Consider the following 458-nt stretch of genomic DNA (forward strand, 5'->3'; position numbering starts at 1 on the left):
GGCCCGCGAGGTCCGTGATACTTCCCTTAAGGTTCCTCACGGCGAGGAAGGCACTGTCATCGGGGTGCGCATCTTCGACACCGAGAACGGTGACGAGTTGGCGCCGGGCGTTAATCAGATGGTTCGCGTCTACGTCGCCCAGAAGCGCAAGATTTCCATCGGTGACAAGCTGGCTGGACGCCACGGTAACAAGGGCGTCATCTCGAAGATTCTACCTGTCGAGGACATGCCGTTCTTGCCGGACGGCACCCCTGTCGACATCATCCTCACCCCGTTGGGTGTACCCTCCCGAATGAACGTCGGGCAGGTTCTTGAGATGCACCTGGGCTGGATCGCTCACTCCGGCTGGGATATCACCCAGGCCGAGGGCGATTGGGCTGAGCGTCTGCGCGAGGTTGGCCTCATTGATATTCCTGAGGAATCCCGTCTGGCCACCCCGGTATTCGACGGTGCCACCG

General features: G+C 60.9%; 1 protein-coding gene. It reads left to right on the top strand.

Annotated features, from left to right (window positions below):
* Positions 1-458 (top strand): hypothetical protein (locus tag KJR01_RS10620; protein WP_502756456.1); only part of this gene is annotated, 458 nt, incomplete at both ends.

The organism is Campylobacter sp. 2018MI10 (genome assembly GCF_018501175.1).
Taxonomy (GTDB): Bacteria; Campylobacterota; Campylobacteria; order Campylobacterales; family Campylobacteraceae; genus Campylobacter_E.